Genomic DNA, 3904 nt, shown 5'->3' on the forward strand with positions numbered 1-3904 from the left:
GCTAGATAAGAATGAAAATACGAATGCAGTAGTTGGAGCAAAATTGCTAGACCGAAATGCAACAGGCAACATTGTGCGTACCAAAGAGAACAAAGTTGTAGTTTTAGATAGTTTAGATAATTACATTGTAGTGGATAAAGAAGATGTTTTGTTAATTTGTCCAAAAGAAAAAGAGCAAGACATAAAAGTTATCTTAAACGAGGTAAAAGATAAGTTTGGTAAATAATACCATTGTGTATGAGTAATAATACAGAGCAAAATAATAACGTAACTGGTAGTGAATCATCAGATAACGTAAAAAAAGATTTTCAGGGTTTACTTGGGTCTACTAAAAAGTTTTTAAAGGAACTTTTAGATATTCGTAATAATACAGACCAAGAAGCTACTAGAGAGTCTATAGTGGCAGATATACCTTTTAAGGGGCATACTTCTTGGATTTTAATTTGTTCTATTTTTATAGCTTCTATTGGTTTAAATGCCAATTCTACAGCAGTTGTAATTGGTGCCATGTTAATTTCTCCATTAATGGGGCCTATTTTAGGAATGGGTTTGTCATTAGCTATTAATGATATTGATACGTTGCGTCGTTCACTTAAAAACTTTGGGGTAATGGTGGTGTTAAGTATACTTACTGCCTTTTTATTCTTTAAGTTTTTTCCTTTACGAGATGAGTCTTCCGAACTTTTAGCACGTACAGCACCAGATATTAGAGATGTTCTTATTGCATTTTTTGGTGGTTTAGCCTTGGTTATTGCACGTGCAAAAAAGGGAACAATAGCCAGTGTTATATTTGGTGTGGCAATTGCAACAGCTTTAATGCCTCCTTTGTGTACTGTAGGTTTTGGTTTAGCAATTGGTAATTGGGATTATGCAACGGGAGCAATGTACTTATTTACTATTAATACTATTTTTATTGCATTAGCTACATTTTTAGTTATAAAAATATTACGTTTTCCAATGGTGCGTTACGCTAACTCTGAGCGTCGTAGATTAATTAGTAGGCTTGCATCAATAGTTGCAATATTGGTTATGGTGCCTGCAAGTTGGACATTCTTTAAGGCTTGGGAGGAATCTCAGTTTAAAAGTCAGGCTCAGCAATTTATAACAGAAAATATAGCAAAGTATAAATTTGCGGGTAACGGATTGTATTTAAATAATTTAACTAATATTGAATACCACGGAGGTGATAGTTCTTTGTTTGATAAAATATTTAGAAAGAATAAAAATGAACAAAAATCTGTAATAGAAGTAATGTTTATGGGCGAAGAATTAGTGCCAGATAATATTATTGCTAGTTGGAATGAAATAAAAAATGAAGATTTTAAAGAGCTTGCAAATACAGATTTAAAAATTATTCAGGGTTCTAAAAATAAAGAAGTAGATCAAATAAAATATGTAGAAGAGTTATACCAAGCTAAAAAAGCTGAGTTAATGGGTAAAGAGGAAAAAATTGCCTTATTAGAAAAAGAGCTAACTCAATTACAAAAAATTGTATCTAAACAAATTCCTTTTAATGACGTTAGTGCAGAAGCTAAAGCTAATTATGAGAATTTGGCCTCTATAGGTTATTCTTATACAATACGTACAGACTTTAAAAAAGTAGATACTATTCCTGTTTTTGAAATTAATTGGAAACCCAAAACAAAATCAAAAGACAAGCAAGCTGATGCTAAAAAAATAGCGGAGTGGTTAAAATTAAGATTAAAAGATAAAAATATTCAAGTTAGAGAATTAGCAAACTAATTTCTTTCTTCAATATACATTTGTCTTACTTTTTTAAATAGCTCAGAAGAATAAACAAAATCTGTGACAGCTTTGTTATCGGTTTTAAAAATTTCTTTATTTGTGCCTTCCCATTCTTTATGTCCGTTTTTAAGAAATAAGATTTTTTCTCCTATTTCCATAACAGAGTTCATATCATGAGTGTTAATCACAGTTGTGATATCATATTCTTGAGTAATTTCTTGAATAAGGTTATCTATTAGTATAGCGGTTTTAGGATCTAAACCAGAGTTAGGCTCATCACAAAATAAGTATTTAGGGTTCATTACAATTGCTCTTGCAATGGCTACCCTTTTTTGCATACCTCCAGATATTTCTGATGGGTATTTATGGTGTGCATCAATTAAGTTTACTCGCTTTAAAACAGTGTTAACACGGTCTTGCATTTCAGATTTAGGCTGTTTTGTAAACATTTCTAATGGAAACATTACGTTACCTTCAACAGTAAGAGAATCAAACAAAGCACTGCCCTGAAAAACCATTCCCATTTCTTGTCTTAAGTTTCTTTTTTGGTCGGTAGACAAATCGTTATAAATATCTCCGTTATAGCAAATGTGTCCTTCATCCGGAGTAAATAAACCAAGTAAACATTTTAAAAATACAGTTTTACCAGATCCACTTTGCCCAATAATTAGGTTTGTTTTTCCTTTTTCAAAACTAGTGGTTACACCCTTTAAAATGTGTGCGTCACCAAAAGATTTATGTAAGTTGTCTACTTCTATCATTATCCTAATAGTAATTGAGTTAATATGTAGTTTAAAATAATAATAGCAACACTCGTCCAAACAAAGGCAGTGGTACTTGCTTTACCTACTTCTAAAGCTCCACCTTTCATATAATAACCGTGAAAAGATGGTATTGTGGCAATAACAAAAGCAAATATTATAGATTTTATAAATGCGTAAGTAACATGGTAAGGTATAAAGTCTAGTTGTATTCCTTCAATAAAACTTGCACTTGTGGTAAAACCACCAAAAACACCAGCGATCCAGCCTCCAAAAATACCAACATACATTGCAATGGCTATTGCAAACGGATATAATAGTAAAGCTATAATTTTAGGAAATACTAAGTAGTTTAAAGAGTTTACTCCCATAACTTCTAGAGCATCAATTTGCTCTGTTACACGCATAGTTCCTATGCTAGATGTTATGTAAGACCCAACTTTACCTGCCATTATTATAGAGGTAAACGTAGGGGCAAATTCTAAAATAACAGATTGTCTAGCAGCAAAACCAATTAGACTTTCTGGTATTAAAGGGTTGGTAAGGTTTAAAGCAGTTTGTATGGTTACTACACCACCAATAAAAAACGAAATAAATATAATGATACCCAAGGAACCAAAAACCAATTCGTCTATTTCTTTTAAAATAAGAGTTTTCATAATAGACCACTTTGTGGGTTTTTTAAAAACCTCCTTAATCATTATAAAATAACTGCCAATAGATGCTATGTAATTCATATAAAATAGACTTCTGTCTGTAAAAATAATAATATTAACTCTCATTTGACATTCAAATAAAAAAATTAAAAGTTTATTTATTTACTTTTACGGTATCAATAAAATTATTTGCAATGAAGAGAAGTCTATTTGTAGCATTAGTAGCTGTTTGTTTTATGACAAATGTAGAGGAGGTTAATGCGCAAAAAAAATCTAAAAGAAAGAGTAAAAATGATGTAGAGCAGCAAAGAGCTACCCCTATAAAAACAACTCCAAAGTTAGTTGTTGGTATAATTGTAGACCAAATGAGGTACGATTATCTTACTCGTTTTTATAATCAATATGGAGAAGGCGGATTTAAACGTATGATTAATGAAGGGTTTAATGCTAAAAATCATCACTATAATTATTCACCTACAAGTACTGGTCCTGGACATACCTCTGTTTATACTGGTACAACACCAGCTATGCACGGTATAATAGGTAATAACTGGTATGATAAAGATTTAGGGGTAAATGTATATTGTGCAGGTGATAGCAACTATAACAGTGTAGGAACAAGTGGTTCTGAAGGAAAAATGAGTCCACATAGAATGTTAACTACAACCGTTACAGATCAATTACGTTTACACACTCAAAAAAAAGGTAAAGTAATTGCTGTAGCTATAAAAGATAGAGGTG

General features: G+C 31.5%; 4 protein-coding genes and 1 pseudogene. 3 read left to right on the forward strand and 2 right to left on the reverse strand.

Annotated elements, in window-relative coordinates:
• Window positions 1-226: pseudogene (locus ABJD66_RS05790) on the forward strand (mannose-1-phosphate guanylyltransferase); the annotation flags it as partial.
• A gap of 11 nt (window positions 227-237) precedes the next feature.
• A complete protein-coding gene (locus ABJD66_RS05795; protein WP_348129240.1) occupies window positions 238-1743 on the forward strand; it encodes a DUF389 domain-containing protein in 1506 nt (501 codons plus the stop codon).
• On the opposite strand, the gene ABJD66_RS05800 is transcribed toward ABJD66_RS05795, so the two are convergent.
• Window positions 1740-2507 (reverse strand): ATP-binding cassette domain-containing protein, encoded by a 768-nt coding sequence (locus ABJD66_RS05800; RefSeq protein ID WP_348129243.1) that lies wholly within the window; start codon window positions 2505-2507, stop codon window positions 1740-1742. The two genes, ABJD66_RS05795 and ABJD66_RS05800, sit on opposite strands and share 4 nt — an antisense overlap.
• Window positions 2507-3244, reverse strand: coding sequence for an ABC transporter permease (locus tag ABJD66_RS05805; RefSeq protein ID WP_100893654.1), 738 nt, complete (start codon window positions 3242-3244; stop codon window positions 2507-2509). The genes ABJD66_RS05800 and ABJD66_RS05805 overlap by 1 nt, the downstream gene beginning before the upstream one ends.
• A gap of 113 nt (window positions 3245-3357) precedes the next feature.
• Between ABJD66_RS05805 and ABJD66_RS05810 the strand changes: the two genes are divergently transcribed.
• Window positions 3358-3904, forward strand: a 547-nt coding sequence (locus tag ABJD66_RS05810) for an alkaline phosphatase family protein (RefSeq protein WP_348129246.1), incomplete at its 3' end; no start/stop codon positions are given.

The organism is Cellulophaga sp., from assembly GCF_039943695.1.
Lineage (GTDB): Bacteria > Bacteroidota > Bacteroidia > Flavobacteriales > Flavobacteriaceae > Cellulophaga.

Coding starts and splice junctions, on each gene's coding strand:
- ABJD66_RS05795 (WP_348129240.1), top strand. CDS start 238: ATGAGTAATAATACAGAGCAAAATAATAACGTAACTGGTAGTGAATCA.
- ABJD66_RS05800 (WP_348129243.1), bottom strand. CDS start 2,507: ATGATAGAAGTAGACAACTTACATAAATCTTTTGGTGACGCACACATT.
- ABJD66_RS05805 (WP_100893654.1), bottom strand. CDS start 3,244: ATGAATTACATAGCATCTATTGGCAGTTATTTTATAATGATTAAGGAG.